This window comes from Phytoactinopolyspora mesophila, from assembly GCF_010122465.1.
Classification (GTDB): domain Bacteria; phylum Actinomycetota; class Actinomycetes; order Jiangellales; family Jiangellaceae; genus Phytoactinopolyspora; species Phytoactinopolyspora mesophila.
The window spans coordinates 202291-227349 of the sequence record NZ_WLZY01000002.1; the positions used below are offsets into that span (position 1 = coordinate 202291).

General features: G+C 67.6%; 21 protein-coding genes, 1 tRNA gene and 1 pseudogene. 17 read left to right on the top strand and 6 right to left on the bottom strand.

The features are described 5' to 3' along the window. The first annotated feature begins 21 nt into the window (after window positions 1-21). Genes F7O44_RS07145 through F7O44_RS07155 form a run of 3 tightly spaced genes read left to right on the top strand, consistent with a single transcriptional unit; the run spans window position 22 to window position 2116 of the window. Window positions 22-312 carry an antibiotic biosynthesis monooxygenase gene (locus F7O44_RS07145; RefSeq protein ID WP_162449547.1) on the top strand — a complete coding sequence of 97 codons (291 nt, stop codon included), beginning with the start codon at window positions 22-24 and terminating at the stop codon, window positions 310-312. Continuing rightward, window positions 309-1274, top strand: a complete 966-nt coding sequence (locus tag F7O44_RS07150; RefSeq protein WP_162449548.1) for an ATP-binding cassette domain-containing protein — start codon at window positions 309-311, stop codon at window positions 1272-1274. The genes F7O44_RS07145 and F7O44_RS07150 overlap by 4 nt, the downstream gene beginning before the upstream one ends. Then, window positions 1271-2116 carry an ABC transporter permease gene (locus F7O44_RS07155; RefSeq protein WP_162449549.1) on the top strand — a complete coding sequence of 282 codons (846 nt, stop codon included), beginning with the start codon at window positions 1271-1273 and terminating at the stop codon, window positions 2114-2116. Before F7O44_RS07150 ends, F7O44_RS07155 begins: the two co-directional genes overlap by 4 nt. A gap of 49 nt (window positions 2117-2165) precedes the next feature. Here the strand turns inward: F7O44_RS07155 and F7O44_RS07160 are convergent, their stop codons facing one another. After that, a complete protein-coding gene (locus F7O44_RS07160) occupies window positions 2166-3362 on the bottom strand; it encodes a M20 metallopeptidase family protein (RefSeq protein ID WP_162449550.1) in 1197 nt (398 codons plus the stop codon). Between the two features lie 47 nt (window positions 3363-3409). Then, window positions 3410-5179, bottom strand: a complete 1770-nt coding sequence (locus tag F7O44_RS07165) for an alpha/beta hydrolase (RefSeq protein WP_162449551.1) — start codon at window positions 5177-5179, stop codon at window positions 3410-3412. Between the two features lie 163 nt (window positions 5180-5342). Between F7O44_RS07165 and F7O44_RS07170 the strand changes: the two genes are divergently transcribed. The 5 genes and pseudogenes from F7O44_RS07170 to F7O44_RS07190 all read left to right on the top strand — a co-directional run. Continuing rightward, window positions 5343-6137, top strand: a complete 795-nt coding sequence (locus F7O44_RS07170; RefSeq protein WP_162449552.1) for a class I SAM-dependent methyltransferase — start codon at window positions 5343-5345, stop codon at window positions 6135-6137. Window positions 6138-6481: 344 nt separating this feature from the next. Further along, window positions 6482-7813, top strand: coding sequence for an MFS transporter (locus F7O44_RS07175; RefSeq protein WP_222851152.1), 1332 nt, complete (start codon window positions 6482-6484; stop codon window positions 7811-7813). Between the two features lie 140 nt (window positions 7814-7953). Next, on the top strand, window positions 7954-8628 hold the full coding sequence (locus tag F7O44_RS07180; RefSeq protein ID WP_162449553.1) for a winged helix-turn-helix domain-containing protein: 675 nt from the start codon (window positions 7954-7956) through the stop codon (window positions 8626-8628). Beyond that, a complete protein-coding gene (locus F7O44_RS07185; protein WP_162449554.1) occupies window positions 8628-9884 on the top strand; it encodes an MFS transporter in 1257 nt (418 codons plus the stop codon). Before F7O44_RS07180 ends, F7O44_RS07185 begins: the two co-directional genes overlap by 1 nt. A gap of 56 nt (window positions 9885-9940) precedes the next feature. After that, window positions 9941-10162, top strand: a pseudogene (locus tag F7O44_RS07190) (hydroxyurea phosphotransferase); the annotation flags it as partial. 45 nt (window positions 10163-10207) lie between these two features. Here F7O44_RS07190 and F7O44_RS07195 read toward each other — a convergent pair. Next, window positions 10208-10651: a pyridoxamine 5'-phosphate oxidase family protein gene (locus F7O44_RS07195; protein ID WP_162449556.1), complete on the bottom strand. Its 444-nt coding sequence runs from the start codon at window positions 10649-10651 to the stop codon at window positions 10208-10210. A 174-nt stretch (window positions 10652-10825) separates the two neighbouring features. Between F7O44_RS07195 and F7O44_RS07200 the strand changes: the two genes are divergently transcribed. After that, window positions 10826-11560 (top strand): hypothetical protein, encoded by a 735-nt coding sequence (locus tag F7O44_RS07200; protein ID WP_162449557.1) that lies wholly within the window; start codon window positions 10826-10828, stop codon window positions 11558-11560. Window positions 11561-11640: 80 nt separating this feature from the next. Here the strand turns inward: F7O44_RS07200 and F7O44_RS07205 are convergent, their stop codons facing one another. Then, window positions 11641-12327 (bottom strand): HAD family hydrolase, encoded by a 687-nt coding sequence (locus F7O44_RS07205; protein WP_162449558.1) that lies wholly within the window; start codon window positions 12325-12327, stop codon window positions 11641-11643. Window positions 12328-12528: 201 nt separating this feature from the next. On the opposite strand from F7O44_RS07205, the gene F7O44_RS07210 reads away from it, so the two are divergent. Next, complete coding sequence (locus F7O44_RS07210; RefSeq protein ID WP_222851153.1) at window positions 12529-13560, top strand: PHP domain-containing protein; 1032 nt, start codon at window positions 12529-12531, stop codon at window positions 13558-13560. A 58-nt stretch (window positions 13561-13618) separates the two neighbouring features. On the opposite strand, the gene F7O44_RS07215 is transcribed toward F7O44_RS07210, so the two are convergent. Next, the gene (locus F7O44_RS07215) at window positions 13619-14935 is read right to left on the bottom strand and encodes an MFS transporter (protein WP_162449560.1); all 1317 of its coding nucleotides are present in this window, start codon (window positions 14933-14935) and stop codon (window positions 13619-13621) included. 230 nt (window positions 14936-15165) lie between these two features. On the opposite strand from F7O44_RS07215, the gene F7O44_RS07220 reads away from it, so the two are divergent. Next, a complete protein-coding gene (locus F7O44_RS07220; RefSeq protein ID WP_162449561.1) occupies window positions 15166-17526 on the top strand; it encodes a S8 family serine peptidase in 2361 nt (786 codons plus the stop codon). A 14-nt stretch (window positions 17527-17540) separates the two neighbouring features. Here F7O44_RS07220 and F7O44_RS07225 read toward each other — a convergent pair. Then, window positions 17541-17617: transfer RNA gene (locus F7O44_RS07225), tRNA-Ile, on the bottom strand. A gap of 170 nt (window positions 17618-17787) precedes the next feature. Between F7O44_RS07225 and F7O44_RS07230 the strand changes: the two genes are divergently transcribed. From F7O44_RS07230 to F7O44_RS07255, 6 genes are all read left to right on the top strand, one after another. Beyond that, the gene (locus F7O44_RS07230; RefSeq protein WP_162449562.1) at window positions 17788-18792 is read left to right on the top strand and encodes an aldo/keto reductase; all 1005 of its coding nucleotides are present in this window, start codon (window positions 17788-17790) and stop codon (window positions 18790-18792) included. A 139-nt stretch (window positions 18793-18931) separates the two neighbouring features. Then, window positions 18932-20041: a FecCD family ABC transporter permease gene (locus F7O44_RS07235; RefSeq protein WP_162449563.1), complete on the top strand. Its 1110-nt coding sequence runs from the start codon at window positions 18932-18934 to the stop codon at window positions 20039-20041. Further along, window positions 20038-21111: a FecCD family ABC transporter permease gene (locus F7O44_RS07240; protein ID WP_162449564.1), complete on the top strand. Its 1074-nt coding sequence runs from the start codon at window positions 20038-20040 to the stop codon at window positions 21109-21111. Before F7O44_RS07235 ends, F7O44_RS07240 begins: the two co-directional genes overlap by 4 nt. After that, on the top strand, window positions 21111-21929 hold the full coding sequence (locus tag F7O44_RS07245; protein WP_162449565.1) for an ABC transporter ATP-binding protein: 819 nt from the start codon (window positions 21111-21113) through the stop codon (window positions 21927-21929). The genes F7O44_RS07240 and F7O44_RS07245 overlap by 1 nt, the downstream gene beginning before the upstream one ends. After that, complete coding sequence (locus F7O44_RS07250; protein WP_162449566.1) at window positions 21926-22966, top strand: ABC transporter substrate-binding protein; 1041 nt, start codon at window positions 21926-21928, stop codon at window positions 22964-22966. The genes F7O44_RS07245 and F7O44_RS07250 overlap by 4 nt, the downstream gene beginning before the upstream one ends. Continuing rightward, a complete protein-coding gene (locus tag F7O44_RS07255; protein ID WP_162449567.1) occupies window positions 22966-24981 on the top strand; it encodes a S9 family peptidase in 2016 nt (671 codons plus the stop codon). Before F7O44_RS07250 ends, F7O44_RS07255 begins: the two co-directional genes overlap by 1 nt. Window positions 24982-25059: the final 78 nt, after the last annotated feature.

Genomic DNA, 25059 nt, shown 5'->3' on the forward strand with positions numbered 1-25059 from the left:
CTCTAGAGAAAGGATCTAGTGATGGCTGTTGTCAGAACCACGCGATTCCAGGTCGATCCAGAGGTGGTCGATGAGTTCCTCCGGCGACGAGCGGTGATGATCGATACTCTTCGGCAGGCCTTCCCAGGTCTCGTCCAGGCACGTCTGGCCAGGGTCGACGAACGCACCTGGGTCGACACCTGGCTGTGGGAATCCGCCGAGCACGTTCAGGCTGCCTTGGGTGGCGCGGCCACGATCCCCGCGGTGCCTGCGGCCTTCGAGCTGGTCTCGGACGCCGAGGCCGAACAGGCCGAGGTGGTGGACGCGCGATGAGTCCGGCGGTGGAGGCCAGCGGCCTCACCAGAGCGTTCGGCGCAACACGGGCGGTGGATGGCGTGGACTTGACGGTGCCGGCGGGGACGGTTTACGGGTTCCTCGGCCCGAACGGCGCCGGAAAGACCACCACCATCCGGATGCTGGCTACTCTTCTGCGCCCCGACGGAGGCCAGGCGCGAGTGTTCGGCCACGACGTGGTCCGGGAGGCAGAAGCGGTGAGGTCGCGGGTCAGCCTCACCGGCCAGTTCGCCTCCGTCGATGACGACCTGACCGGCGCGGAGAACCTCACCATCCTGGCCCGCCTGCTCGGCTTCCCCCGGCCGGCTGCCCGCGCGCGATCGAGCGAGTTGCTCCTCGCGTTCGGTTTGGAGGACGCGGCCGGCCGGGTCGTCAAGACATACTCCGGCGGCATGCGACGACGGCTCGACATCGCAGCCAGCCTGGTGGTCCGTCCTGATCTGCTGTTTCTCGACGAGCCCACCACCGGGCTCGACCCGCGCAGCCGAAATCAGGTGTGGGACGTGGTGCGCGAGCTTGTCAGCCACGGCACCACGGTGCTGTTGACCACTCAGTATCTCGACGAAGCCGACCGGCTGGCCGACCGGATCGCCGTCATCGACCACGGACGCGTCATCGCCGACGGAACACCGGGTGAACTCAAAGCCTCGGCCGGCTCGGGCAGGCTGAGTGTGCGGCTGCTCGATCCGGACCGGCGCCTCGAGGCGCAACAGCTGCTGACCACAGCTCTCAACAGCCCGGTTCGAGCCGAAGCCGACGAGTCGGCGCTCGTCGGGCGCGTGGAGGATCCGGGCCGGGTGTCCCACGCCCTGGCCGAACTGCTCAGGGCGGAAATCGAGGTCACCACGTTCGCGCTTGCCGAGCCGAGCCTCGACGAGGTGTTCCTGGCACTGACCGGGCACCGCGCGGAGACGGACTCTGACACCAAGGAGGCCGCGTGAGCAGCCCACCACTCACCACCGATCACCCCGGACTGGCAAGCGGGTCCATTTCAGCGGCGATCTCGGCACCCGCCCGCCCGCGACGTCCCGGTGCGCTCGCGGTGTCATTGGTCTTCGCCGATCGAGCCCTGCTCAAGATCAAACACGTGCCAGAGCAAATGGCGGACGCGATCATGATTCCGATCATGTTCACGGTGATGTTCACCTACCTGTTCGGCGGCGCGCTGGCCGGCTCGCCGAGCGACTACGTTCAGTTCCTGCTCCCCGGCACCATGGTCTTCGCCGTGCTGCTCATCACCGTCTATGCCGGTGTCAATATCAACACCGACATCTCCAAGGGTGTGCTCGACCGGTTCCGTTCGATGCCGATCTGGCGCCCGGGCCTGATCGTCGGGGGACTGGTCAGCGACGCCGCGCGCAACGTGCTGGCCGCGACTCTGGTGATCGGTCTCGGCCTCGTGATCGGCTTCCGGCCCGACGGCGGGCCGGCCGGGGTGGCCGCGGCGGTCGGCGTACTGCTGGTCTTCGCCTTCGGGCTGTCCTGGGTCTGGGCCACCCTCGGGCTGCTGCTGCGCACGCCTGCCTCGGTGACGATGATCAGCTTCCTGGTCCAGTTCCCGTTGACCTTCGCCAGCAACGTGTTCGTCGACCCCGCGACGATGCCCGGCTGGCTACGCGCGTTCGTCGAGGTCAACCCGGTCAGCCTGCTGGTTGATACGGTCCGTGGCCTGATGCACGGAACGGCCACCACCGCTCAGGTCGGTGGTGTCTTGTTGGTCTCGCTGGCCGTCGTGGCTGTCTTCGGACCGCTCACCATGCGGCTCTACCGGAACAGGACGTGACCCCCTCGCCCGGGTACGCGTCGCGCGAGCATCCTGAGTGAGGAGTGCTTCAGGACGTTGTACCCGGGCGGAGCCGGTCCAGGGCCACGGCCGCGTACATAGCCACCCCGTTGGCCAGTGCCGCCTCGTCGAACACCACCAGGTTGGAGTGGTTCGGGGCGACCCGTTCGGGATCGACGTCTGGTGGGCAGGCGCCCAGGAACGCCATCGCGCCCGGATACCGTGCCAGCACATAGGAGAAATCCTCGGCACCCATCAAGGGGTTCTCGATGCGTGCGACGTTCGCCTCGCCGAGCAGATCTTGCGCTGTTGCCTCCACGGAATCGGCGAAGGCGGGGTCGTTGACCGTCACCGGGTAGCCGGGAGTGATCTCGACCTCGGCCGTGAGCTCGTGAGCTGCCGCGATTCCGTTGGCAACCGTGCGTAGGCGCTCATGGACATCGGCCCTGGTCTCTTCGGACAACGCCCGGATGGTCCCGTGGAGTTCAGCGCTGGCCGGGATGACATTACTCGTGGTACCTGCCGTGATCTGACCCACGGTCAGCACGGCAGGATCGAACGTATCGGTCCGGCGACTCAGCACTACCTGCAACGACGTGACGATTTCACAGGCCGCGGGGATGGGGTCGTTGGCTTTGTGCGGGGCCGAGGCGTGCCCGCCGCGGCCGGTGAGCACCACCCTGAAGTCGTCCGCCGAGGCGAGGGTTGGTCCCGGGCGCACGTGGATGGTCCCGGAGGCGAAGGTGCTGATGATGTGCAGCGCGAAGGCGCCGGCGACGTCCGGGTCGTCGAGCAGTCCCTCGTCCAGTGCGTGCCGGGCACCGTGGTGGCCCTCCTCGCCCGGCTGGAAGAACAACAGGACACGCCCGGCGATCTCGTCGCGTCGGCCGGCCAGCAGCCGAGCCGCACCCGCGAGCATCGCGACGTGGGTGTCATGTCCGCAGGCATGCATGGTTCCGGGGATCTGAGAGGCGAACGGCAGGCCGGTGTCTTCCTGGAGGGGAAGTGCGTCCATGTCACCCCGCAGGATCAGCGTGGGTCCGTCATGGGCGCCGTCCAACTCGGCGACCACTGCCGATGTGGACTCCGACAATCGAAGCTTCAGACCAAGATCCGCGATCTCGTCGAGTACCGCCTGCTTGGTGATGGGGAGGTCCAGGCCGAGCTCTGGATGCTGGTGGAGTCTACGGCGGAAGGCAATGGTGCGGTCGGCAAGAGTGTGAGCCGCGTCGAGGATAGACGTCATCCCCGCAGTATGCCGAAGAGTTCATACCAAGGGGCGTTGCCGTGCGGTCATTGCCCGGTGGCGGGCGGCGAGTCGTGAGCCGGGCCGTGCCAGCCGTCCCGTGATGAGAGCCAGCCGTCGTCGGGGCCATGCCAGCCGTCGTCGTAGGTGGATTTCATGCCGAACGGCTGGACGTCCTGATGGCAGGTGGCCCCGTGATCGGGCACGGTGAGATCGACGAGATAACGGGCGAGCACGCCGTCGGCACAGCTGCTCTTACCCAGCGTGGTGTGTCCCCAGCCCTCGACGGTCAGCACCCGGGAGTTGCGGAAATGGTCGGCGTACGGCTGGGTGCCGGCGTAAGGCGTCGCGGGATCGAACCGGGTGCCGATCACCAGCACCGGCGCCTCGACCTGTTGATCCCACGGTCCGAGGTAGGCGTCGTCGTCGGTCACCCGCAGGTATTCACATGCCAGGGCGAGCCAGGCCCGGTAGCGGCCGAAGTGGGGGGCTTCCTCATCGGCGGCGTCGGCTCGCTCGGCGAAGCCGCGCGGATCGCCGGTGGTGCCGGTGTCGACGCAGCCAGAGGCGAGGGTGCCGCCTACTGACGGGTAGTCCTCGCCGCGCCGCTGCCGCTGCGGTGCGCCGTGCGTCGACTGTTCGACCAGCGAAGCGGCCTCGCCGGTCAGCTCGGTGTCGCCTGCGGCCAGCTGAGCGATGAGATCGGCCAGCTGCGACCACGAGCCGGGGTGGTAAAGACTGGTATAGGTCTGGGCCACGACAGCCGGATAAGTGAATTCGACGGGGCCGACGCCGGGCAGTTCCATGTCGATCGGCGTGGACTTGAGCCGTGTGAATGTGTCCTCGACGACGGTCTCCGGATCGCCGAGACCCGCTAGGGCGCAGTTCTGCGAGCCGGCTTCGGTGCACAGCCGGAGGAATTCCGCGAACGCCTCGGCCGCCCCCGCGCCCTGCCCCATCCGCTCAGGGGTGGATCTGTCTTCAGCGCCGGGGCGTCCGGCATAGTCCTCGGGAACGATGGTGCCGTCGACCGCAAGTGCCCGGACGCGTTCGGGGAAAAGCCGGGCGTATGTCGCGCCGAGATACGACCCGTAGGAATAGCCCACATACGTGAGCTGGTCTTCGCCGAGAGCCTGGCGCAGCAGGTCCATGTCGCGGGCGACGTTGGCGGTCGACGAGTGCTCGAACCGCTCGCGGGATGTCATCCGGCACAGCGTGGCCATCCGGATCGTGTCGCGGACATAGGTCCGCTCGTCGGCGTCGTTGGCGGGGAAGTGCAGCTGGGTTGCCAGAGCCGCGGCTTCGTCGTCCTGGGTTGGATAACACGTTGCCGGGTCCGAGCGGCCCACGGCTCGGGGATCGAAGCCGAGGATGTCGAAGTGCGCACGCACGTCCTCGGTGTAGACGTTGCGCCCAACCTGGTGAACGAAATCGACGCCGGAGTCTCCCGGACCACCCGGGTTGGTGAACAGGGTGCCGATCCGAGTCTTGGCGCCTGTGGCAGGCAGCTTGGTGAGGTGGATGGTGGTGGTTGATCCGTGCGGATCGTTGTAGTCCGTAGGGACCTCGGCGGTGGCGCACAGGAAGCCGGCGAGCTCGCCCGAATCGGTCTCGTCCTCATCGTCGTCGCAGGTGTCCCAATCCAGCTCGGGTACCGGCGCGTCGACCTGCGTGGTGGTAGCGACCGGGCTGAACGACGGTGGCGGTGCAATGCCGGGGACCGGCGCGGCGAAGGAAGCCGGGGTCGCGGAAGCGACGGCGAGGCCGGTGACAGCGGTACACGCGAGAATACGCGCGCCGAGACGGCTGGCGGGCATCGGTGCTCCTCATGGCCGGTACATCCCAGAGACATGATGACACTATCGACGCGAACCCGCGCGGGGATCATCCACAGAGACCATCATGGCGTCAGTCTTTGTGATGACAACGATCACGGACACGGGCTCGTGATCGGCGCGGGTCCTTGATAAATTGCGGCCGATGGGCGGTGCTACAGAGCGATTGACGTTGTTGGCGCGAGCGTGGGATGAGGCTGCGGAGGAGTACGAGCGTTACTTCGTGCCCCGTTTCGCGCCGTGGGTGGACCAGGCCGTTGGGGCCGTGACCGGGCAGCCGTTGCCTCCGGGGCAGATCCTGGTGCCGTGTTGCGGTACTTTTCCGGAGCTACCTGCCCTGCAGGCGGGTTTCCCTGACCGGGAGATATTCGGCGTAGACCTGTCAGCCGGGATGGTTCAGATTGCGCGTGCGCGCGCCGCTGGGTCGTGGAACGTCTGGGTGGTGGAGGGCAACGCTGCCACCCTCGGGCCGGAATGGACCGACGCGTGCGCGGGCGTCGTCTCGGTCTTCGGGCTGCAGCAGCTTCCCGATCCCGCTGCCGCCCTGGCCGACTGGGCCCAGGCGTTGCGCCCGGGAGGGTGCCTTTCAGTGGTCTTCTGGCCCACCGAGGTGGAAAGCGACGGGCCCTTCGCGCTGCTCAGCCAAGTGCTGGCGGCTCATCGTCCGTTAGCCGACGATGCTTGGCAAGCTCAGCTCGGCAACGTCCTGGCCGGGGCCGGGGTGACAATAGAGCGAGACGAGTACCTGTCGTTCCCGATGAGCCACGAGCATGCCGAGGCGTTCTGGACGGCGATGACCAGCGGAGGTCCCCTCCGCTCGGTTGCGCTCGCCGAAGGAGATGAGTTCATGGGCGCCATGCGCGAGACATTCCTCGCCGCAGCTCCCGCGGGGCAGTGGAACCACATGCCAAGGGCGCGGTGGATCGTCGCGCGTCGTTAGCGCGGGCCGAGACCACGTCCTCGAAGCGCCGTCGATGTGCGGCGCCCCGCCTTGGCGAGAAAAAGGCTGGCCTCGTCGCGCGTCGCCCGGTATGGTCCTCGACGTGCCTAAAGCGGTTAGAACACGCCGTCGCTAGCGGCGGCGTGTCCCTTCTCTGATCACGCTTCGCCGCATCAGGGTCCCTGATGATTCGGGGCCGGTGCGGCCTGACTGAGCTGCCCCGGCTCCGCCTGTGAACCGCGGAGCACTTCTTGCCTAACCTCATTGACTCCGGCCGGCCTGCATCCGGCTCCGGAGTATCCCACCGACCTGTCCTTGTTCTTCTCATCGTTTTGCTGTCGTCGTTGACGTTTCCGTTGACGATCACCGGCGCGTCGGTCGCCCTGCCCGGTATCCAGACCGATCTTGGATCCGGGCTGGGGTCCGTCCAGTGGGTCGTCAACGGCTACAACGCGTGTTTTGCCAGCTTCCTGGTGCTCGCCGGCTCGCTGGCCGATGTACACGGCCGGCGCCGGGTCTTCTCCTGGGGAGTGACCCTCTTCTTCGCCGGCAGCGTGATCAGCGCGTTGGCCGGCGACATCCTCGTGTTGAACATCGCCCGTGCCGTTGCCGGGATCGGCGCGGCCGCCGCCGTCACTTGTGGGGCGCCGATCTTGACGGCGACGTTCCACGGCCCGGCGCGGGCCCGCGCGTTCGGCTTGCTGGGCACCATGCTCGGCGGCGGGCTGGCCTTCGGGCCGACCCTCGGTGGCTTGCTGGTCGACACCTGGGGGTGGCGATCGGTATTTGCCCTGCCCGCCGTGGTCGCGGGCGTCGTGCTGGTGCTGACGCCGGTGCTTCCCCGCGCCGCCGGTGCTCGCGGCAGGAGAGTGGACTGGCTGGGCGCCGTGCTGTTCACGCCGTCGTTGTTGCTGCTCATCTTCATGGTGGTCAGAGCGGGAGACCTGGGGGTCACCAGCCCTGCCGTGCTGGGCGGCGTCGCTGTAGTGATCGTCATGGGGGTGGCATTCGTCAGCGTCGAACGTCGTTGCGCGGACCCGATGTTCGATCTCGGCCTGCTGGCCAATGCCCGTTTCGGATCGGTTGCGGTGGCAGCCGGGACCCTCATGGCCATTCTGGTGCCCCTCTTGGTCTATCTTCCGTCGTACTTGATCTCGGTGATCGGGCTCGACGCCGGGCAGGCAGGCATCTGGATGCTCATGCTCACCGCGCCGACGGTGCTCTTCCCGCCGGTGGGGGCGGCCATTGCGAGGCGTAGGCCAGCGGTTCTGGTCGCCGGGTCCGTGGCGGTGAGCGGAGCCGGCACGCTGCTGTTGAGCACGATCGGCGAGGACAGTTCCGCCTGGCAGGTGCTCGTACCGTTGGTGCTGACCGGTGTCGGGGTCGGGCTCTCGACAGGTGTCCTCGATGGGCTGGCGGTCTCGAGCGTCCGATCCGAACAGGTGGGCTCGGCCGCGGGTCTGTTCAACACGGCTCGGCTGGCTACAGAGACCGTCGTGCTGGCAGCGGTCGGCGCGATACTGGCGGGGCTGAGCGGCGGCCGCCTCGCCGGGGCAGCGTTCACCGATGCCTTACAGGTGGTCTGCCTGGCCCTGGGTGGGTTTGCCGCGGCGGCGACAGTGGCCGTCGTGATCCTCGCGCGGCGCGCTGATCGGGTCGGTGCTGCCACCGCGTAACGGTGCGCCGGCCGACTTGATCATTGTGCTCGTTTAGGTGCCAGGGCACCTAAACGAGCACAATGATCAAGAGATGTAACACACTGAGGAAACACCAACGACTCTTTGCAAAGAAGTGTTTGCGGTTTAGGGTGTCTTCTATGCCTGAAGATCCGCCGGCGCCATGGCCGGCCGCACCCGATCCCGACCGCGACGTCGTCCTCGATTCCCGCTCCCTGCGTGCCGTCGCGCATCCGGTGCGATTGCGGATTCTCGGTCTTCTCCGCCTGCACGGTCCGTCGACGGCTACTGCGCTGGCCGCACAGCTTGGGCTCAACTCAGGCGCGACGAGTTATCACCTGCGTCAACTGGCCGCCGGTGGGCTCATCGTCGAAGACGTCGAACGCGGGACGGCCAGGGATCGCTGGTGGCGCGCCGTGCACCGCTCGAGCTTCTTCCAGGTCTCGGATCTGACCGACGACGAGAAGGACGTGGGCGTCGAGTACCTGCGGGCCATCGCACAGATTTATGCGGAGAAGATGCACCGGGCGGCCGAAGAGCGGCCGATGCTCCCGCCAGAATGGCAGGACGCTGCCAGCTTTGCCGACTATCCGCTGTTACTGACGTCGGACGAGGCCAAACAACTGCTCGCCGATGTGCGAGAGGTAGTCACGCGGTACCGGGCGATGAGTATCCCGCACGAGGACGCCTCCGCCGACGCACCGCCTGGAGCTGAGCCATATCACCTGCAGATTCAGGGCTTCCTGAGTCCTGGTCTGGAACTGGGCGGAGCCCCAGACCCCGGTGTGGCCGTCGAGACTGATGAAGGGCCATGATGACCGCTGAGCGCAGGTGGAGCGGACTCGTCGGTGTCCTGGCGGCGCAGGCGGTCTCGTGGACCGGCACCCGGGTGTCCGCCATCGCGCTGCCATGGTTCGTTCTCTCCACAACCGGCAGCGCGGCGAAGACCGGACTGGTGGTCTTCGTCGAGATGATGCCGTACGTCCTCGCCCAGGTGTTGTCGGGGCCGATCATCGATCGGGTCGGACCACGGCGGATCAGCATCACCGGAGATCTGGTGAGTATGGCGGTCGTGGGGCTGATCCCGTTGCTGTACGCCGTGGACATGCTGCACTTCGGCGTGTTGCTGGGGCTCGTCGCCGTCGTCGGGGCGTTTCGAGGGCCGGCCGACGCGTCCAAGGGCGTGTTCATCCCGCATGTCACCAAGCAGGCGCGGGTGCCCCTCGAACGCGGCACCGGGTTGACCGGCACCATCGAGCGGCTGGCCTCGACCATCGGCCCGGCGATGGCCGGACTCATCGTCGCCGCGCTCGGTGGACCATACGCGCTGGTGATCACGGCAGGGCTCTTCGGCCTCGGGGCGGTGATCATCGCCGTCACCATGCGTGGGTACCAGGTGGTGGCCGACGATCAACCAGCGGAGCCCTACCTGGCCAGACTTCGAGCCGGCGCGGGATTCCTGCGCCGAGAACGGCTCCTGCGCTCGATCGCCGGCATGGTGGCGGTCACCAATCTGCTGGATGCCGCCTGGATGTCGGTCCTGTTGCCGGTCTGGGCGCAGAGCAGTGGGCATGGCCCGGAGGTCGTCGGCCTGGTGGTCGGAGTATTGAGCGCGACATCCATCCTGTCGAGCCTGGTCGCCGCCGTGGTGGCGCACCGCCTGCGACGCCGCCCGGTATACCTGCTCGGGTTCCTCATCGCGGGTGGGCCGAAATTCCTGGTGCTCGCGTTCGGTGCGCCCCTGTGGGTGGTGGTGGTCGTCTACGGTATAGCCGGGCTCGGTGGCGGGTTCCTCAATCCGATCATCGGTGCGATCCAGTTCGAACGGGTGCCGCCGGAGATGTACGGGCGGGTGCGAACCATGGTGGTGGCGGTCGCGTGGTCCGGCGTCCCGTTCGGCGGCCTCGTCGGTGGCGGGCTGATCGCCCTGGCGGGGCTGTCGCCCGCGCTCGTGGTGTGCGGCATCACGTACCTGATCACCACGACGCTGCCCGGACTGCAGAAGGAATGGACCGAGATGGATCAGGAACGACGGTTGGCACGCCAGCGTGAGACTACGGCAAGCCACTAAGAACCCGCGCGAATAGGGAGTCGCCGGGCTCGCGTGCCCGGGCATCCTGGAGGCCCGACATCGTCGCGACCGGCACCGTGGCACGTGCGGTCCGGCGACGTTTCGATCTGATGACGGAGATGCTGGGTCTCGACCGCGAGCGCGCGACGGGTTGGACACTCGCTCGAGTCCTGCAGGACTCCCTCTGGGAGATCGAGGACGGTGCGACGAGGTTGGAGAGCGCACGCGTGGAGATCGCCCGTGCGCTCATCGGTGCTCCGTTGCACGCGCCCTCGTGATCGACGATCAAACCGGCTCGGCGCACCAGGCCTCTCGCGGCGTCGTCACACCAGCCACTGGCCGTCGCGCATGAGGTCGCGTCCCTCGATTTCGTTCTCCTCCCGCCAGGCCTGGATGCGCCGCGGGACGATCCGGAACATCTGGTGGTTCGGCGACTGCCGCGCATCCCATTCGTAGATCGGCACGATGGCATCGTCCAGGCTCGTCCGCTCGTCGTCGCTCAGCAGTTCGGCGTGGCCTTCGATGATGGTTACGTCGCGAGTGGGGCCGACCCCGGCCCGGACGCGGCCGCCGCGGCGGAGGTTGCGGGCGGTGATGCTCTTGGTGGGGGAGTAGATGATCAGCGCCGATCCGTCCCAGTACGACGAGAGCGGTACGAGATGGGCGTTGCCGTTCTCGTCGCCGGTCGCAATCCAGGCGTCTCCGCCCTTCTCGAGGCGTCGCAACGTGTCGGCTTTGCGTTGCTGGGCCGCTCGGGGTGCTGCCATGGTGAGTCCTTTTCGTGAGGTGGCGGGGTGAAACCGGGAGGAAGTTTGCTGCCTCAACCGTGGTTGAGGTCAAACTCGATCCCGGCGACAATAGCGGGCTCCGGGCCGAGCCGACCGTGAAAGCACCCGCCCATGCGGGCGAAACCGGCCCGTACGCGGGGGCGTCGAAGCCATATGAGTGACGCGGTGGGCAGACGCGGGGTAGTGCGGCGCGGCGCTGCCGGTGTGCTGGTGGTTGTCGCCATAGCAGCCGGCGGCCTGGGTTGCACCTCTGAAGATGGTGATCTGCGCGGTGGGCTCGCCCGGGCGCTGACAACGGCCGGTGAGGCGCCGGCCGCCGGTCTGGTGGACGACGAGGAAGCGGAGCTGACCTTGCGGGAGGTGTCCTTCCTCACGGAGTGGGAGCTGGTGAATGTGCTCGCCTGGCAGGTGTCGCATCCGCCACATCTGTACATCGGACACCGGAACGGGACGGACGCGGCGGTTGTGAGCCGGTCAACGGAGGCCTTCGATGCGCTGGTGGCCGCCGACGGTTCGGGCGTTCCGGACGAGGGCAGCGTCATCGACCTGGTGACCACCCGCGCCGAGGTGGTCCGGCCCCAGGATCGGCTGGTGTACGTGGTTCATGCCGCGGAGGACATCGAATTCCGTGCCGATCTAGACGGCGACGACGAGCGTCGGCGGCAGCAAATTCTGCAGCAGTTCGGCACCGAGATCACGCCGCCACGGGCCGTGACCGCGCCGGAGGAAAACTGGCTGGTGACGCTCTACGTCGTGGATGCCGCCGTCGAAGGGGACGAGCACCGGCTGGAGCTGCGCGAGATAGAGGTGGGTCGGGACGGTTCCGTCATCGGCGAGCGGGCCGACGTGATCGCTGAGGATCTTCCGCTGCCCTACTACATGAGATAGCCGCCGGCCGCGTCGTGTCCTGCGGACTGAGGCTCAGAGCGCTCGGGGCGCAGGACACAAGGCGCGAGCGGACGCCGCGATCAGAAGTACTCGACGAGCGCGGTGAACGGCGTGACTTCGCGGAAGCGTTCGTGGGTGCGCGGGACGTCGGCGAATTCGAGTGCCCACGTCATCGGGTGGGGGACCAGCACGGCGCCCAGGCCGGCTTGAAGGGCGGGCTGGATGTCGGACTTCGGTGAATTGCCGATCATCCAGGTGTCGGTTGCGTCCAGACTTCGTTCGCTGACGAAGCCGTGATATACGGCCGTTTCCTTCTCCGGGACGACGACGGCATCGGCGAACAGATCCGCCAGCCCGGACGCCTCGATCTTTGCGGCCTGGTGTGTGTGATCACCTTTGGTCAGCAAGAACAACTGGTGCCGGGTTGAGAGTTCTTGCAGCGTCTCGACCACACCCTCGATGAGTTCCACGGCGTGGGCGCGGATCGGGTCGCATACCGTGCCAAGGGTGGCCAGGTCAGCAGCGCTCGGTGGCTCGCCGGGACGCAGCGCGGTCAGGCAATCGGTCAAGCTGCGCTGGAACGCGTCGACTCCGTAGCCGTAGCGGGGAACGTTCGCGCGTTCGATCTCCTCCAGGCGATGGCGTATCTCATCGCGGGCAAGGCTCGGATGCGCGAGAAAGTCGATGAAAGCGTCGGTCGCCTTCTCGAACAGGACGTTGTTCTCCCACAATGTGTCGTCGGCATCGAAGATCAGGTTCTTCTTCATCTCCCGCGAGTACCTTCCTTGACCAATAGGTGGATCAGCTAGCGTATGTCAGCCCTGCTGAACGGCGAGCCCGAGGGATGTCGCTCTTTGATACCGGGAGGTTGTTCAACCCGGGTTCCGGGCCGGTTTCCGCCACCTGGCGGTATTGAAGTGGAGCTCGATCATGGACCATCCCTTGCGACCCGCTGGTTCAATGGGACTGTGACTGGCCAGGCACGCGTGGTTGAGGCTCTGCAACGCATCGCGTACTTGCTGGAGCGCGCCCGGGAGCCGACGTACCGCGTGCGCGCGTTCCGCAACGCCGCTGCGACCATCAGCGCTCTCGGCGACGACGAACTCCGTGGGCGCGTGCAAGCAGGCACGCTGACCGAGCTTCGGGGCATCGGCAAGGTCACCGCCGAAGTCGTCACCGAGGCACTCAGTGGCGAAACTCCGGTGTATCTACGACGGCTCGAGGCGACCGGCGGTCAGCCCGTGGCGGAGGGTGGCGCCGAGATCCGTGCTGCTCTGCGTGGCGATCTGCACACACACTCCGACTGGTCCGACGGCGGCAGCCCGATCGCGGACATGGTGGCCGCGGCTCAGGCGCTCGGACATGAGTACATCGCGTTGACCGACCACTCGCCCCGGCTCACCGTGGCGAACGGATTGTCCGCGGAGCGGCTACGCCGGCAGCTCGACGCGCTGGCCGAGCTGAACGCGGGGTCGGGTGGCATCAGAGTCCTCACCGGCATCGAGGTCGATATCAATGAGGACGGCAGTCTCGATCAGTCCGACGACCTTCTGGGGCGGCTCGACGTCGTCGTCGCGAGTGTGCATTCCAAACTGCGGATGCCGCAGGAGGAGATGACTCGCCGAATGGTGACGGCGATCGCGAATCCGCACGTGGACGTCCTGGGGCACTGCACCGGCCGGCTGGTCACCGGCGGACGTGGCACCCGGCCGGAGTCGGCGTTCGACGCGGAGGTGGTGTTCGCCGCCTGCGCGCGGTTCGGTGTTGCCGTGGAGATCAATTCCCGGCCGGAACGGCTAGACCCGCCGAAGCGGCTGCTGCGCCTGGCCGTGGAGGCAGGCTGCCAGTTTGCCGTCAACACCGACGCACACGCACCCGGTCAGCTCGACTGGCAGCCCTACGGATGCGAACGGGCTGCTGCGTGCGGTGTCCCGCTGGAGAACATCGTCAACACCTGGGCGGTCCAGGACCTCTTGAGCTGGACCGCCCAGCAGAGTTGACGGGCGAGTGATCGGTCAGCATGTGAAAGAGCGGAACTCGAGGCCCTCCGGCCGTATCTCAGCGGGGCGCGGCCGGCGCGGAAACGCCGGACGGTCGCTCCGGCGGACGGACACCCAACACCGCGACCAAGCCCAGGATCAGCACCAGCAGGATGCCAACCATGCCGGCACGCTGCGTCCCGAACAGCGCGATGAAGCCGCTGAAGGCGAGTGGTCCGGTGAAACTCACCGCGCGTCCCATGGTCGCGTACAGCCCGAAGGCCTCGCCCTCCAGCCCGCTTGGGGTGATCCGGGCCAGGAACGTGCGGCTCGCGGACTGGATGGGGCCCACCAGCGACGCGAGGACGAGCCCACCCACCCAGAACATTGGTGGCTCCGGCACCGCGACGATGGCGATGCCGGCGATCACCAGCGTCGTCAGCCCGCCGACAATGACCGTCTTCGGGCCGAGACGATCATCCACCCGGCCCCCGATCAAGGCGCCGAGGCCAGCCGCGAGGTTGGCCGCCACCGCGAACACGATGACTTCTGTCGAGGTAAAACCGAACGTGCCCGCGGCGATCACACCGGCGAAGGTGAAGATCGCGGCGAGGCCGTCGCGGTAGATAGCGCTAGCGCCGAGGAACCACAGGGTGCGTCGCTCGGTGCGCCACATCCGTGCGATCCGCTTGCCGAGCAAGGCATAGCTGGCCAGGATGTTGCGCCGCGTGGGATCTCCTGATGGCGGTGCTTCCGGCACGAAGAGGAACAGTGGAATGGCGAACACCGCGAACCAGGTTGCGCAGAAGACTGCCACGGCGCGAATGTCCATGCCGTCGTCGGAGGTCACGCCGAATATGCCGACCTCGGGTTGGACGAACGCGAACAACACGACGACGAGTCCGGCTAATCCACCGAAATAGCCCATCGCCCAACCGAAGCCGGAGACCCGGCCGATGGTCTCCCGGGTGGACACCTGTACCAGCATGGCGTTGTAGTTGACGCCGGCGAACTCGGAGAAGATGCTGGCCAAGCCAACGAGTACCAGCCCGAGCAGCAGATACGACGGGTCGGGCCGCACGAAGAACATGGCTGCCATGCAGCCGATGACCAACGCACTATGCACCCCCAGCCACAGCTTTCGCCGCCCACTGGCGTCGCTGCGCTGTCCGGTGACTGGAGCGAGTACCGCCACGATGGCCCCGGCTACGGTCAAGGCGATACCCAGGTCTCGTGAACCGGTGTCCGCATCCGCCGCTACCGCCTCGGTGAGGTAAACGGTGAAGACGAAGGTCAGGATGATGGAGTTGAACGACTGGGAGCCCCAGTCCCAGAACGCCCATGCGACGCGGGCACGCCGGTTGGCGTGCTTGAGCCGGGAACTGAGCGGCGACATCACCCCAGGATGAAATCACATGTGGGAGAGGGCAATCCTTTGATCATGTGCGTCTTACACCCCCTATTAGGCGAGTCGGGCGCACTTGATCAACGGGCTGATGGCGGCCGATAGGGGCATCTGCGTCGTGCCGCGAATCGAGGCGTTGACCGCACCGCACCGGGAGTAGGCGCACGATCGTCCTGCCGTAGGCTCTTCTCCCTCTGTTAGGGACAAACGGGACGAGGATTGTGCGAGTTTCGGCTGACCGGCGCATTCGGGCCGGCGTGGTGGGTGTTTTCTGTTCGCTGTTCGTCTTGACGTCGTGTACCGGCGGCGGCGACGCTTCGTCGAGCGGTGGTGACGACTCGTCGGTTCGGCCAGCCGTCGCGGACCCGTCCATCGAGATGACGGAGGTGACCGCGGAACTCGTAGACGGCGCGGTGAGCCTGGCGTGGGACCCGGTGACCGATGCCACCCGATATGTCATCGGTGGTGCGGACGACGACGTCGAGGTGCCAGCGGAGGTCTGCGCGGACAGATGTGCGCTGACGGTTCTGCCCGAACACGTCGGCCCTGATGGGGCGATCTCGGTCAGCGCTGCCATGGACGACGGAGCGTTCTCCGAACCGTTCGTCGTGGTTGTGGACATGCCTGACGAGCCTGACGAGGAGAGCGTGCTGAGTGAGGAGGATCTCGAGGTCGTGCTTGTCTACGACTGGGATCCAACGACGGAGGATTCGTCACCCGAGGTGGAGGTGGTGCCGGTCGAGTCGCTTGAGGAGGCCGAGCGGATCATCGAGGAGGCGATGGAGCCGGGCTCGGGCGTCATATCGGCGTCGTTGAACCTGCCGGTCGACGCGTCGGCGGGCAACGCGTCTGGGGCGTCGGAGTCCGCGCTTGCCACGTGGTACGCCGATGCGATGAGGTATGACGTGTTGCCCGGGGCGCCGCGCGGGTCCGGCGTCCTAGTCGGAACCATCGAGGCCATCGGGGTGGACGCGGGGCATCCATCGCTGGCGGGCGCGGTGCGGGACGGACGCCATGTGGACTACTGGCTCCTGGCCGGTGCTTCGGCAGACGATGAGCCGGCCGATAGCGCCTCCGACGGAGTGCACAACGGCGTCTCCGATCCGGGGATTCACGCGACTGCCGTGGCGTCCCTTGTCGTCGGCCAGCCGGCCGGCGCTGTACCGGGGATCGCACCTGGCGCCGAGATCTACCCGGTCAACATCGGCGATGGACGTGAATCCGACATGGTGCGGGGCATCATCGCGGCCGTGGACGCCGGCGTCGACATCATCAACATCTCGATGGTGCTCGAATGCAAGTCACTCCTGTGGCTGACGAACTGCCCCAACGGCGTGGCGGCGGCGACGGACTACGCCGAGAGCAAAGGTGTGATCGTGGTCGCCGGCGCCGGGAACAACGGCGGCGGTGAAGGCTGCGGCGGGTCGACCGACGCGGACCTGTGGCCCGCGGTACTCGACACGGTGATCTCCGTCGGCGGCTATGGACCGTCCGGTGAGGTGTACAGATGTTCGCCCGATCGGCCCGACGTGGATGTGCTTGCCCCAGCGGTCCAGATGCTGATCGCCGACGTAGATCGTCAGGACACGAGCAGCAAATACGCGGTGGGAAGCGGCACGTCGTTCGCGGCGCCACTCATCAGCGGATTGCTGGCCATCGTCCTCGCCGAGCGTCCGGATCTGACCCCCGCGCACATCCGTTCGCTGCTGCCGCAGTGGCGGGACGAGATGGGCAGGATCGATGTCATCGCGGTGCTGGCGTGGCTGGGTCTGATCGACGATCCAACCGAACTGGGCCTCGACGACGTCGCCGCGGTGACGCCGTACACGGTGCGCCTGGATTTCGACGGCGTCGAGCCGATCACCGACATGCTCGACCAGGTGGCTCATCTCCCAGAGATCATCACGACCCACGGCTGGCGCGGCAACGGGGAAGGGGCGTGGAACTACACCAGCCACAGCGTGTGGGAGATCACTGGCACCATCTTCCTGCTGAATGACGGGAGCGTCGAGGCTACGGGCGCGTGGCGAGGCACCTGGCCGGGCCGCGACGGCAAGCCTCGTACTCCGGGGCTGATGGTGCTCGACGGGTATCAGGCCTGGTGCCACGTGCCGATGATGCAGGGCGTCCATGCGCCGACCAAGGCGGTGCGCTGGGACATCCCCGTACTGGTGGACGCGGAACTGGTCTCCGGGACCAACCAGCCTGGACGGCCCCCGGAGTTCGAGGTGAGCTTCTCGCTAGGTGCGGGCGCTACCGTTGACCAGGCCGGCGAGCTGCCCTCGTTGAATCTGCTCCACAACAATCTGGATCGGTGTAAAGAGTTCATCGGGCTGCATACATCCGCGGCCCTGGACAGCCCATGGCCCGAGATCTTCCCTGTGTATGCGGAGTACTTCGACACGGTGAAACAGATCAACGAGGATCTGGTCGCGGCCAGTCCCTTCACTCTGGATTCGCCGCTCGTGTTCAGCGGTGATGGAACGGCGGCTGTCGTCGAGAACGCGGGCATCAGCGTCGAATACAACACGGATCCCGCCTGTCAGGCGATGGGATACCGAGGGGGCCGCTGGTCTTGTTGAGCAGTCGGCGCTGGTGGTGGGGCGGGCGGGACTCGAACCCGCGGCCAAGGGATTATGAGTCCCCTGCTCTAACCGGCTGAGCTACCGCCCCATCAGCGCCATAACTGTACCGTCCAGATGACGTGATTGACTCGCGGGGCTGGCGGAGGATATGTCCTCACGTCGACGCGTGGTTGAGGGATTGGTGTAGCCCTGGCTACACCAATCCCTCAACCACCCGCGCAGTACCGATAGATCCAACAACGGAAGAGGACGTAGCGAATGACTGCTCCACGCAGGCCGCAACCCTGGCCGGCAGTTGCCCACGCGCCGGGCACCACGCCTGAACCAACGGCTCTCGCCGTACTCGGCCGGACTGGAGTCCCCGTCACACGGCTGTGCCTGGGCACATCCAAGCTCGGGAAGACGACGGTTGCCGACGACGCCGCCTCGGCCACGCTCGACGAGGCGTTCCGGATCGGCTTGACCATCGACACGAGCAACGAGTACGGCGACGGCGGGCGGAGCGAGGAGCGGGTCGGCGCTGCCTGGCGGCGGCATGAAGGAACCGAACGGCCCCTGGTTGCCACCAAGGTCGATCCCCGACCCGGCAACCCGGACTTCTCGGGAGAGCGGGTCCGCGCGTCCGCGCGCGAATCGCTGGAACGCCTCGGCCTCCAGCGGTTGCCGTTGCTGAGTCTGCACGACCCCGAGCGCATCGCCTTCGACGAGGCGATCAGCGACGGCGGACCCCTCCAGGCGCTGCTGGCCCTGCACGAGGAGGGGGTTGCCGGGCCGCTCGGGGTGGCCGGCGGACCCGTAGCACTCCTCGAGCGATTCGTCGAAACCGGGCACTTCGACTACGTGGTGACGCACAACCGGTTCACGCTCCTGGACCGCAGTGCCGAGTCACTGCTGGACCTGTGCCACGAGAACGGCGTCGGGGTGTTCAACGCGGCGCCCTTCGGCGGGGGCCTGCTGGCCCGTTCTACCCGTGACGCCGCGGACGCGAAGTACGCCTACCAGCCCGCACCGACGCCACTGGTCGAGGCGGCGCGGCAGATGGAGCAGGCATGCGCACGGCACGGCGTCGAGCTGGCCGCGGCAGCGCTGCAAATGAGCATGCGTGATCCGCGGGTCCATTCCACGATCGTCGGTGTCTCCGGCCCGGAGCAGCTGCGGCAATCGTTGGCGCTGGCCAGCCGGGAGATACCCGCCACACTCTTCGATGAGCTCCACGCTTTGACGCCCGACCGTGCGCACTGGATCGGCCCCCAAGGGCCGTGACCGTCGTGCCCGAAAACGCTCGGGCCAAGAACGCTGGAGCAGCTCACGCTTGGCAGCGCCGACCGCGTAGATTCGACTAAGGTTAGGCAATGCTAATGTAGGCTCGCCTTGGTTCATGGTGCGGCGAGTGAGGGAGCGGATGAGCGGTCAGCAGACGGCTGACGAGCACGACGTCTCCGCCGGCCCGGCCCGCACCCGTGTCCCGGACGGGGACACGTCACCTCAAGGCGCTCCGGCCCGGGCTTCACGTCGAGCGGTCGCCATAGTCGCCGGCGTGGTTCTGCTCCTGATCACCGTGCTCGCGAGCCTGCGTTTCGGCAGCGTCGCCACTGATTGGCCGACGGTGATCCGCTCGCTCACCATGCGCGACGTCGTTCCTGGAGAGCTCACGGACCAGGAGATCATCGTCCGTGACCTCCGCCTGCCGAGGACGCTGCTCGGGGTCGGGGTGGGCGTAGCGCTGGCGCTGGCCGGTGCCCTGATGCAGGCGGTGACCCGAAACCCGCTCGCCGATCCCGGCATCCTGGGGGTGAACGCCGGGGCCGCGCTCGCCATCATCATGGCGATCTCGTTCCTCGGACTCAGCGCCCCCACTTCTTATGTCTGGTTCGGCCTGGCCGGCGCGGCAGTCGCGGCGATGATCGTCTACGGGCTCGGCTCGGGTGGGCGGGGCACGATGACGCCGGTGAAAGTGACGCTGGCCGGCGCTGTGCTGGCCGCGTTGCTTTCGTCATTCACCTCGGCGATCCTCTTGCTCGACGAACGCAGCCTCGATCAGTTCAGGTTCTGGATGGTGGGGTCCATCGCGGGGCGGGACATGTCCGTTGTCTCCGCGGTGGCCCCGTTCATGCTGACCGGGCTGATCCTCGCGCTGGCTGTGGCGCCGGCCGTCAACGTCCTGGTACTGGGCGACGACGTCGCGCGCTCGCTCGGGCAGCGCGTAGTGCTGATCCGGGTGGTGGTGGCGGCCGCGGTGGTCCTGCTGGCCGGAAGCGCCGTAGCCGCGGCTGGGCCGATCGCGTTCATGGGGCTCGCCGTGCCGCACATCGTCCGTCTGGTGGCCGGACCGGACTATCGCTGGATCCTCGTGTACTCCCTGCTCTACGCACCAGTTCTGCTGCTCGGCGCGGACATTCTGGGCCGGTATCTGATCAGCCCGAACGAGCTGGAGGTGGGCGTCGCGACCGCCCTGGTCGGTGCTCCACTGTTCGTCGCACTGGCCCGCCGGCGACGGCTGGCGGCGACATGAGACGGCCCACGACGACGAACGACGGCGCCCGGCGCCGAGTCACGATCCGCTCCGGCAGCCCTGCCTTCTCGCGCCGCATCGACGTGCGGGTGGCGACGGTTCTCGGGGTGTCGACGGTGCTGGTGGTCGTGCTCGGTGCCTACAGCATGAGCCTCGGCGCCGTGCCGGTCCCGCTTCCGGAGATCGCCAAGACGCTCGTGGGGCAGGGGAGTGGCCAGTACGACCTCGTCGTGCTGGAGCTCAGGCTCCCGCGAGTGGCGGTGGCGATCCTCGCCGGTGCGGCACTGGGTCTGTCGGGTGCGCTGTTCCAGAGCTTCGCCCGGAACCCGCTGGTGGCCCCGGACATCATCGGTGTCAATGCCGGCGCCGGTCTCGTCGCGGTGGCCATCCTGACCGTCTACACCGGGCATCGGGCCATGATTCCGGCCGGTGCCTTCGCGGGGGCGATCGCCGCCGCGGCCGTCGTCTACTTCGCTGCCCGCACCGGCCACCTTTCGCCCTACCGGCTCGTGCTGATCGGCATCGGGGTCGATGTGTTCTGCCGCGCGGGTATCTCGTACTTCCTCGTCCAGGGTGAGAGCGCGAATGCCCAGGCGGCGGTGCGCTGGATGGTCGGCTCGCTGAGCGACGTGGACCGGAGTTCGATGTGGTTCCTGCTGGTCGCCGTCGCGGTGCTGGCGCCGGCCGCTATGGCTCTTCGCCGGCCGATGGAGGTCATGACACTGGGCGACGACAGCGCGCGCTCGCTCGGCACCCGCACCGAGCTGGCTCGGGCCGGTGTGCTGCTGACCGGCGTACTGCTGGCCGCGAGCGCGGTCGCGGTGTGCGGGCCGGTGGCCTTTGTCGCGTTCATCGCTCCGCACCTGGCCCGCCGCATCGCCAAGGCCCCCGGCACTGCGGTGTTTCCGGTCGCCGCCGCGGTGGGTGCGGTGATCCTGCTTTCCGCGGACCATGTCGCTCTACACGTGGTCCCCGTGTCACTGCCGGTTGGTGTGATCACGCCGCTGATCGGTGGCCCGTATTTCCTCTACCTGCTGCGGCGGGCGAGCCGACGAGAGGAGTTCGGCTGATGGCCACAATCGACGTCCGGGGCCTCGGGCTGGCCTACGAGCGGCGGCAGGTGATCGACGACCTCTCGGTGACCCTGGAGGATCACACGATCACCGCCCTCGTAGGGCCCAACGGGTGCGGCAAGTCGACCCTGCTGCGCGGACTGGCGCGGCTGTTCTCACCACAAGCCGGAGCGATCGCGCTGGACGGTGCGGACATCGCTCGGCTGCCGAGCAAGCAGCTGGCCCGCCAGCTCGGACTGCTGCCGCAGTCGCCGGTGGCGCCGGAAGGCTTGCTGGTGGCCGACCTGGTGGCCCGCGGCCGGTACCCGCATCAGAGCTGGTTGTCGCAGTGGAGCAAGGCCGACGAAATCGCCGTCGAACATGCTCTGGAGCTGGCTGGTGCGCTGGAGCTGCGCGACCGCTTCGTCGACGAGCTCTCCGGCGGCCAGCGTCAGCGGGTCTGGATCGCCATGGCGCTGGCTCAAGCAACCGGCACGCTGCTGCTCGACGAGCCGACCACCTTCCTCGACATCGCCTACCAGCTCGAGGTCATGGAGCTGTTGCAGCGGCTACATCACGAGCAGCGGCGGACCATCGTGGTGGTCCTGCACGACCTCAATCAGGCATGCCGCTACGCGCACCGGCTGGTCGCACTCAAGGCCGGCCGGATCGTCGCCCACGGGCGGCCCACCGACATCGTCGACGAATCATTGGTCCGGGACGTGTTCGGCATCGAATCCCGGATACTCGACGACCCGATCAGCGGCACGCCGCTGGTGGTGCCACTCGGGCACCGCATCCTTCAACCCGCAACCGAACAGGAAGGCCCGTCATGAATATGAGCGTCCCGCGCCGCACGAGGAGTTTGGCGCTGGGTGTCGTGCTCGCCAGCTTGGTACTCGCTGCCTGCGGCTCCGACGACTCCGGTAGCGACGACGCCGGACCGGACGCCGCCACCGGTGACGCCGGCGCGGATGGCGCCGATGCCGGCGAAGAAGCGGACGGGCAGCCACGCGTCGTCGTCCACGAGCTCGGCGAAGCCGAGGTCCCCGCCGCGCCGGAGCGGGTGGTGGCCCTGGATCCCTACTACTCGCTGCCTACCGCGCTGGCCGCCGGCGCGAACGTCGTCGGTGCCTCACACCAGCCGTTCGGGGAGTCGTTCCCGCCGTACCTGGATTCCGCCGCCACGGCCGACATCGAGGACGTCGGCTGGTTCACCGAACTGGACGTGGAACAGATCATCCAGCTGGAGCCGGACGTGATCGTCGGGCTGACGTCGTTCGTAGAGGCGGACTACGCTCAGTTGTCGCAGATCGCTCCGACGGTGGCGCTGTCCATGGATGCGATGGAATGGAAGCAGACCGCTGCGCTGGTCGGACATGCGATCGGCCGCCCGGACCAGGTTGGCCAGAACCTGGCCGCATACGAGGACCGCGCCGAGGAGCTTGCGGCGGACTTGTCCGATGCCGGCCTGACCGACGAGCCGGTCTCGCTGCTGAACATCCGGGCGCTGGACGACCTGCGGGTCTACACGAGGTCCTGCGCGGCTGCCGTACTCGGCGACGTCGGCCTGACGATGCACCTGGACGACGAGACCGACGACGGAGCGAACTCGGTCAACCTCAGCATCGAGCGCCTGACCGACGCCGACGCGGCCAACCTCTTCTACTTCGTCGGCTCCGTCGGCACCAATCCTGAAGAGGCGCAGGCCGCCTACGACCAGGTCGCAGACCATCCACTCTGGGACCAGCTCGCCGCTGTGCAAGACGACCAGGCGCACCCGGTCAACGCGGAGTGGTGGTTCAACTGCGGCTCCACTCAAGCCGCGCACCAGATCCTGGACGACGTCGCGAGCTCGCTTCTGACCAGCTGATGACCACCGGAGCGACGCACACGGGTGTTCGGCCACGCCTAGATCAACATCCGCTGGAGTGGGAACAGCGGGGTGGCACGGACCAGGGTCGGGTCTGGCCGTCGCCGGTCTCCGCCGCTGACCTCGCCGGCATCGTGGAGCTGGCACGGCCGGTCTTCTCGCCCGACGGGCAGTGGGTGGCCGTGATCCGCCGCGACCCGGCGGAGCCGGCGCCGGACCTGTTCCTGACTCCCGTCGAAACGGATCCGGTCAGTGGTCCGGCTACCGGCCGGAACCGCTCGAAGACGTGGGCAGTGCACGGGTACGATGCCGGGCCATGCTGGAGCGCGGACAGCGGTGTGGTCGTCGTGGCGGTGCGCAGCCGAAGCGCCGCCGGCTCGACTCTGCTCTGCCGGCGGGTTCCGGACGGCGAGTCATGGCAGGTCGAGTTGTCCGGATCAATGGGACGGGTGCGGCAGGTGATCGGCCATCCGCTGCGGGCCGACGTCGTGCTGGTCTTGGGTGATGAGCCTTGCGGGGTAATCAGCGCACAGCGGAACGGGTCACCCGCGATCCGGCAACCGGGACGCCTGTTTCTGGTCGACGTCAACAGCGGCATCGCCATGCCGGCGCCGTCCGCCGGTGTCCCGCGTGGGCCGGGCGCCGATGAGACCCCGCTGGATATCCTGGCCGCCGCAGTGGCGCCGGACGGTGAACAGGCGGCTGTCCTCGTCGCCGGTGAGGACGGACACGACGGCGCGTCGCTGGCGCTGCTCGATCTCACCTCCGGCCGGGTGCGCACTCTCTGTGCCTCCGCATGCCGGCCGACCACCCGGGACCAGACACTCGAGGTCTCACCCGACGGCCGGCACGTCTTGTTCAGCTACGGCAGTGATGCGCTCGGCCACCGCGCGGCGGTGATGCCGGTGAGCGGTGGTCCGGTGCGTACGCTGTTCGCCGACGACGCCGGGACCGTGCTGGCGGCGACCTGGGCCTCTGAACGCAGCGTCCTCGCTCAGGTGTTCGCGCGGACCAGCTCGTGGCTGATCGAGGCGGATATCCATGACGAGAGCCGGCGACGGCTGGAGGAAATCGGCACCGGTCAGCCCCGGTTCTCGTATAGCCGTGTCTCGGGCGGATGGGCCACGGTGGCCGGCACGGCTCACGACGGCGAGGAACTGCGCATCCGGCAGCTAGGACAGCCGCCGCGGCGGCTCAGCCACACCAACCCGTGGCTGCACCGGCGCCGGACCGGCGCCGTGCGTGAAGTGTCGTGGACGAGCATGCACGACGGCGTCGAGGTGTCCGGACTGCTGGTCAGCCCGCCGGGGCGGCGGGGTGAACCCGGCCGGTTGGTGGTCAACGTCCACGGTGGGCCGCACTTTCACTGGAGCTCGGGCTGGCTCGGATCCTGGGTGGACTGGGCGCAGTTGCTGGCCGGGCGCGGCTTCGAGGTGTTCCTGCCGAATCCACGTGGCTCCACCGGGCGTGGCTGGGACTTCGCGCACGCGGTGCGCGGCCGGCTGGGCACGCTGCCGCTGGGTGACATCCTGGACGGCGTGAATGCGATGGTTGATCGCGGCGTCGCCGATCCACACGCCGTTGGCATCGGCGGATGGAGCTACGGCGGCTATCTCACGGCGTGGGCGATCACCCAGACGCAACGGTTCGCGGCGGCCGTCGTCGGCGCCGGAATCAGCGACTACTACAGCTTCCTCGGCACCTCACCGATGGGGCCGGCGTGGGAGCGCTTCGTGCCGGACGGGCGCTACCCCGAGCGGACGGCGTTCGATGCCGTCTCACCGGTGAGCCACCTTTCCCAGTGTGTGACCCCGACCCTCGTGATTCACGGGGAGCAGGACCGCAAGATCCCAGCCGAACAGGGGCGGCTGCTGCATCGTGGGCTGAGGGCGCTTGGTGTGCCGACCGAGCTGCAGCTCTTGCCGGGTGAGGGGCATGTGATCGAGGCGCCGGCCGCGCGGGAACGGCTGCTCGACGCCATGCTCACCTGGTTCGACCACCACCTGCCCACGTAGCACCGGCGCATCGGTTTGTGTCCTGCAGAGCGTGGCCCCTAGCGCTCGTTTGGCAGGACGTAAGGGCCGCGACTCAGC